The sequence below is a fragment of the Streptomyces nanshensis genome (genome assembly GCF_001751255.1).
Lineage (GTDB): Bacteria > Actinomycetota > Actinomycetes > Streptomycetales > Streptomycetaceae > Streptomyces > Streptomyces nanshensis_A.
On record NZ_LJGW01000233.1, the window covers coordinates 1 to 5,695 of the forward strand.

The 5,695-nt window shown below is 73.0% G+C and carries 7 protein-coding genes; all 7 read left to right on the forward strand.

The window, feature by feature from the left end:
- Positions 1–768 (forward strand): NUDIX hydrolase (locus AN218_RS13595; RefSeq protein WP_141747568.1); only part of this gene is annotated, 768 nt, incomplete at its 5' end.
- Positions 765–1,673, forward strand: a complete 909-nt coding sequence (locus tag AN218_RS13600) for an ABC transporter ATP-binding protein (protein ID WP_079132137.1) — start codon at positions 765–767, stop codon at positions 1,671–1,673. The genes AN218_RS13595 and AN218_RS13600, both read left to right, overlap by 4 nt.
- Positions 1,657–2,454: an ABC transporter permease gene (locus tag AN218_RS13605; protein ID WP_070017105.1), complete on the forward strand. Its 798-nt coding sequence runs from the start codon at positions 1,657–1,659 to the stop codon at positions 2,452–2,454. Before AN218_RS13600 ends, AN218_RS13605 begins: the two co-directional genes overlap by 17 nt.
- Positions 2,451–3,428 carry a hypothetical protein gene (locus AN218_RS13610; protein ID WP_141747569.1) on the forward strand — a complete coding sequence of 326 codons (978 nt, stop codon included), beginning with the start codon at positions 2,451–2,453 and terminating at the stop codon, positions 3,426–3,428. The genes AN218_RS13605 and AN218_RS13610 overlap by 4 nt, the downstream gene beginning before the upstream one ends.
- Complete coding sequence (locus AN218_RS13615) at positions 3,421–3,924, forward strand: hypothetical protein (protein WP_070017107.1); 504 nt, start codon at positions 3,421–3,423, stop codon at positions 3,922–3,924. Before AN218_RS13610 ends, AN218_RS13615 begins: the two co-directional genes overlap by 8 nt.
- A gap of 22 nt (positions 3,925–3,946) precedes the next feature.
- A complete protein-coding gene (locus AN218_RS13620) occupies positions 3,947–4,402 on the forward strand; it encodes a type II toxin-antitoxin system RatA family toxin (RefSeq protein ID WP_070017108.1) in 456 nt (151 codons plus the stop codon).
- The gene (locus AN218_RS13625; RefSeq protein WP_244900443.1) at positions 4,399–5,676 is read left to right on the forward strand and encodes a class-III pyridoxal-phosphate-dependent aminotransferase; all 1,278 of its coding nucleotides are present in this window, start codon (positions 4,399–4,401) and stop codon (positions 5,674–5,676) included. The genes AN218_RS13620 and AN218_RS13625 overlap by 4 nt, the downstream gene beginning before the upstream one ends.
- The last annotated feature ends 19 nt before the right edge of the window (positions 5,677–5,695 follow it).

Below are 5,695 nucleotides of genomic sequence, written 5' to 3' on the forward strand. Positions count from 1 at the left end.
ATCAGCCCGTCCGCGATCCGCAGGGTGGAGGCCCGCGACGAGGGCCGCGCGGCCGTCTTCGTCCCCGCCGCCGAGGTGCCCTCGTACGCCTCCGCCGGCGAGGCGGGCCGCGTCGCCGCCGCCCTCGCCGCCCGTGAGGAAGGACGCTCGGTGGCCTGCCTCGAGGACGGGCACGCCCCGCCGGCCCAGGCGGTGATGCGGCGCTACGGCATCGCGCCCTGGGTGCACAGCGGTTCGGCCTGGATCTGGCACGAGGAGGAGGTGCCGGAGGACCTGTCCATCCGTCAGGCCTGGGTGTGGGTCTTCGCGCCCGACGGACGCGTGGTCGTCTACCTCGACGAGAAGCACGGCATCGGTCTGCCGGGCGGCACCCTGGAGGACTTCGAGCACCGCGCCCCGACGGCGGCGGCCGTGCGGGAGGTCCACGAGGAGACGCAGATCCGCATCTCCGACCCGCTCTACCTCGGTTACGTCCTCGACCACCGTCCCGGCGACCCCCCGGTCGCCCGCGTCCGCCTGGCCGCGACCATCGACGCCATCGGCCCCTCGGCACCCGACCCGGCGACCGGCACCGTCCACCGCCGCCTCCTCGTACCGCCGCAGCTCATCGCCGAACTGTGCGGCTGGGGAGCGGGCGCCGGACGGCAGACCCAGGCCGCGCTGGAGGCGGCCCGCAGGCTCGGCGTCACCCCGGCGCGGGCCGGCGACGAGGTCACCGAGATCCCCGCCGACGGCACCGGAGTCCTCCCCGCCGGACCCGGCCGATGACCACGCCGATACTCGACGTCGCCGGGCTCACCGCCGCGTACGGACGCCGTACGGCGCTGCGCGACGTCTCCCTGACCATCCGGCCCGGCCAGATCCTCGGACTGCTCGGGCCCAACGGCGCGGGCAAGACGACGCTCATGGACGCGGTCGCCGGCAAGGTGCGTCCCGTCGCGGGCACGGTCTCGGTGTGCGGCATGGACGTCACCCGCCGCACCCGCGCCGCCCGCGCCCGCATCGGCTACGCCGAACAGGACCTGGCGGTCTTCCCCACGCTCACCGTCCGCGAGAACGTCTCCAACTGGGCGGCCATCTGCGGGATGCCGCGGCGCGGGCACGCACAGGCCGTGGACGCCGCGCTGTCCGCGATGCTCCTGGACGAGGTCGCCGAGCAGCGGGTACGGACGCTCTCCGGCGGTCAACGGCGGCGCGTGCACTGCGCGATGGCGACCGTGTGCCGCCCACCGCTGCTGCTCCTGGACGAGCCCACCGTGGGCGTGGACCCCGCCACCCGCAGGGCCGTACTCGACCATGTGCGGGCGCTCGCCGCGGAGGGCACCGCCGTGTGCTACTCCACCCACTATCTGCCCGAGGTGGAGGCGCTCGGCGCCGACGTCGTGCTGCTGAAGGACGGCGCCACCGCGGCGCGCGGCCGGGTCGAGGAACTCCTCGACCGCTTCGGCAGGACCGTCGCCGAACTGCGCGTACGCGACGGCGACGGACCCTCGGCGACCACCCGCACCGTCTCCGTCGACCTCGACGGACCGGACGAACTCCCGGGCGTACTGCGGGGGCTGGACGCGGACCTGAACAGGCTGGCGGGCCTGGAGATCCGCCGCCCCAGCCTGGACGAGGTCTTCGACCGCATCGTCGAGGAGGACGGGAGGGCCCATGCGGATTCCAGGTGACCTGCGGGTCCTCGGCGTGCTGGCCCGCCACGAGTGGAGCGTCCAGCGCCGCGACTACGTGCCCCAACTCGTCCTGACCGTCATGCCGTTGGTGCTGATGGCCTTTCTGATGCCCATGTACCGCGGTGCGATGGCCACATCGGGCGTGCCGACCGCCCCCGGCGGCGACGCGGGCGCCGAACAGGCCGTGCCGGGGCTGTCGGTGATGTTCTCGATGTTCCTCATCTCGCACGTGGGCATGGCCTTCTTCCGTGACCACGGCTGGAACACCTGGAGCCGCTTCCGCGCCGCACCGGTGCCCGTGCCGCTGCTGGTGTTCGGCAAGACCCTCGTACCGCTCGGCGTGCTCGTCGCGCAGATGACCGTCCTGCTGCTGGCGGGCTGGTCGCTCTACTCGCTGCGGATACGCGGCTCCCTGGTCGCGCTGGCGCTGGTGGTGCTGGCCTTCGCGGTCTGCCTGGTCGCCTGCGGGGTGCTCGGCTTCGCCGCGTGCCGCACCGTCGTGCAGATGACCTCCGTGGCCAACGTCGCCGCGCTGGCCATGGCCGGGCTCGGGGGCGCGCTCGTACCCCGGGAGCTGCTGCCCGGATGGGCCGAGCCGCTGGCCCCCTTCACCCCCTCCTACTGGGCCGTGCACGGCATGCGGGAGGTGATCTCGGGCGGCGCCGGGATCGGCGGAGTGGCGGGCGACATCGGGGTGCTGCTGCTGTTCACCGCCGCGCTGGCCGTCCTCGCGGCCTTCCTGCTGAAACCGGACCACAGAAAGGTGTCATGGGCGTGAGAGGCATACCCGCCGTGACCGTCGAGCAGGCGCTGAAAGTCGTCGGGCTCACACTCGACGAAGTGCGGGACCTGGGCGGCAGCGTGCTGACCGCGGGACCCGCGTATCTCGTCGGCTCCCTGGCCGGCGGCCTGGGCAACAAGGGAAGCGACGTCGACGTGCATCTGCTCGTCGAGGGCATCACGAAGCCGACGCCGGCGTATCTGTTCTTCGCCGGGGAGACCCCCGTCGACATCGAGCACTACCCGGTGACGATGCCGGCCCAACTCATCGCCACCGCCGACGCGTTCCCCGTCAGGGAACTGCCCGTCGGACGCGTGAGCCTCGCGCCCTCGCCGGGCCGGCGCATGCGCAGGACCGCCTCGCGCTGGCTCAACTCCCTTCCCCTGCTGCCCGGTCAGTCGCCGGTCTTCACCGAGGAGGAGGCCGGGCGCGTCCTGCCCATGGTGGTGCGCTCCGCGCTGGACCAGATGCTCGTGGTCTGGGCCGTCGCACGGCTCGCCGAGCGCGCGGACCCCGGCTCCGACACCGCCGCCTATCTCTTCCGGCGGGCGGGCCGCGAACTCCTCGAACTGCGCTGCCGCGCCCAGGGCGACGTACTGACCAGCGAGAAGTGGCTGCCCAGCAGGGCCGCACGGCTCGGCATCGACGCGGACCTCGTACGCCGCCACTACGCGGTGCCCGACGAGAAGGAGCTCGTGGCCCTGCTCGCCGACACCGGCCTCGCCGACTGGGACCCCTGGCGGCTGACCACCGTCCGCGAGGACCCCGGGCGGCGCACCGTCCACCTCGGCCGGGAGGCGTTCGCGCTGACCCGGCACGGACGGGTCTTCGCCGACTCCGTCACCGCGGACGGGTCCCTCCACGACGCCGTGGACGCCCTCGCCCCCGACCGGCTGCTGCGCGCGCTGCGCGACGCCGAACTGGTCCTGGAAGTTTCCCCCGACGCACAGCAGGAGGCGTTCGATGAGTGAGCGGGAGGGGCCCGGCACCGACCTGACGTGGCTGCTGACCCACGGCGCCGGAATGGCCTGGCAGTACGCGATGGCCGTGCAGACGGCCATCACCGACACCGAGGCGGCCTACCGGGAGGGCGACTACCCGACCTGCCTCGAATCCTGCGCCGTGGCCCTGCGGGCCATCGCCTACTGCCACCAGGTCGGCACCGGCTACGTCGGGCAGCCCGGCCACGTCGAACACCATCTGCACCTGGCCCTCGACGACTTCCCCGCCTCACGGGCGCTGCGCGAGCTGCCGCTGCCGCCCGGCGCGAGCCGCGAGGAGGCCGAGAAGGCGATGGCCGTGGTGCGCGAGCACGACGAACTGCTGCGCGCGGAACTGCCGTTGACCGTCCCGCTCATCCGTACGGCCAACGGCTACTTCCCGACCGTACGCATCGCGGGAGCCCTGGAGGAACTCCGCGCCGACCACGGCCTCGGGCCCGTCAACTGGGACCAGTGGGGCATCTGAGCACCGAGAAAGGAACACCGCCATGCCGACGGTAACCACGAGCCACACCACGCAGGAGGACCCGGCGAAGGTCTGGGAGACCCTGCTGGACAACGAGTCCTACCCCAGCTACATGGCCGAGGTGCAGGACATCACCGTGCTGCGCTGGGAGGGCGACGTACGGGTCAGCAAGTGGCTCGTCCTGCTCAAGGGCTCCGAACTGGAGTGGGAGGAAGAGGAGTTCGTCGACCACGACCGCCGCAGGATCGACTTCCGTCAGATCGACGGCGACCTGGCCTACTTCACCGGGTACTGGCAGGTCAGCGTCGACGAGCGGGGCACCACGGTCGAGCTGCACGTCGAGTTCGACATCGGCATCCCCATGATGAGCGACCTGCTCAACCCCGTCGCCGCTCGCGCCCTGGAGGACAACTCGCGGGCGATGCTCGCGCACCTCGGCGACCGCGCCGGCACCGCCGCCCCGGAGCGGCAACGGTGAAGGGGACCGACAGCACGTCTGCAAAGGACACCTTCCGGGCGCTGCGCGCGCACATGTCGCCCGCGCTCGCCCTCGCGGGGAAGTTCGCGGGCCAGGGAGCGGTCGAGGTCGCCGCCGAGGGCTGCGAGGTGCGGCTGTCCGACGGACGTGGCGTCCTCGACTTCGGCTCGTACGCCGTGCCGCTGCTGGGCCACCGCAACCCGGCGGTCGTCGCCGCCGTACGGGACCAGCTCGACGCGATGCCGGTCTCCACCCGCTCGCTGAGCAGCCCGCCGCTGGCCCGTGCGGCACGGGAGGTGGTGGAGTACGTCGGCGAACCACGCCTGAACCGCGTCCACTTCGGCACCAACGGCGCGGACGCCGTGGAGGTCGCCGTCAAGCTGGCCCGCATCGTGACCGGCCGGCCCACCGTGGCGGCCGTACGCGGCGCCTACCACGGCAAGACCATGGGCGCCCTCGCGCTCACCTCGCACACGCGCTTCCGCGCCGGCCTCGAGGAACTCCTCGGCGGCGTCGTCCACCTCGACCCCGAGGACCCCGAGGCGGTCGCACGGGCGCTCGCGGACACCCCGCTCGCGGCCGTCGTGTTCGAGCCGGTCCAGGGCGAGAACGGCGTCGTGCCGCTGCCCGCCGACGTGCTGGCGCGCTGGTGCGCCGACGCGAAGCAGGCCGGCGCCTTCGTGATCTCCGACGAGATCCAGGTCGGGCTGCGGCGTGCCGGGGAACGTTCGGTCGCGCTGCACGCCGGACTGCCCGTCGACGCGCTGCTGTTGGGCAAGCCGCTCGGCGGCGGTGTCGCCGCGGTCTCGGCCGCCGTCCTCTCGGACGAGCTGTACCAGCCCCTGACGGACGACCCGTTCCGGCACACGGCCACCTTCTCGGGTCAGCCGCTCACCATGGCCGCCGTCCCCGCGGCCCTGGGGGCCATCGAGGAACTCACCGAGCGCGGCGCCCACTTGGCGAAGCTGATGGAGTCCGAACTCGGCGGGCTCAAGGAGCGCTTCCCGACCGTGCTGACCGCCGTACGCGGCCGAGGGCTCATCTGGGGCGCCGACTTCGCCACCCCCGAGCACGCCGGCGAGGTCGTGGTCGGACTGGCCGAGCGGGGCCTGCTGGTCTCGCCCTGCCTCAGCCGTCCCGAGACGCTGCGGCTGCTGCCGCCGCTCGTCGCCGCGGACGACGACGTGCACCGGGCCATGGCACATCTGGAAGGCGCCCTCGAACAGGCGCGCAGCGCCGTCGGCGACAACGCGGGAGGGGCTTCCCAATGCTGAAGTCAAGCCGCCGCTGTGA

Excerpts from the sequence above, each read along its gene's own strand:
- AN218_RS13600 (WP_079132137.1), top strand. The coding sequence starts at position 765 with ATGACCACGCCGATACTCGACGTCGCCGGGCTCACCGCCGCGTACGGA.
- AN218_RS13605 (WP_070017105.1), top strand. The coding sequence starts at position 1,657 with ATGCGGATTCCAGGTGACCTGCGGGTCCTCGGCGTGCTGGCCCGCCAC.
- AN218_RS13615 (WP_070017107.1), top strand. The coding sequence starts at position 3,421 with ATGAGTGAGCGGGAGGGGCCCGGCACCGACCTGACGTGGCTGCTGACC.
- AN218_RS13620 (WP_070017108.1), top strand. The coding sequence starts at position 3,947 with ATGCCGACGGTAACCACGAGCCACACCACGCAGGAGGACCCGGCGAAG.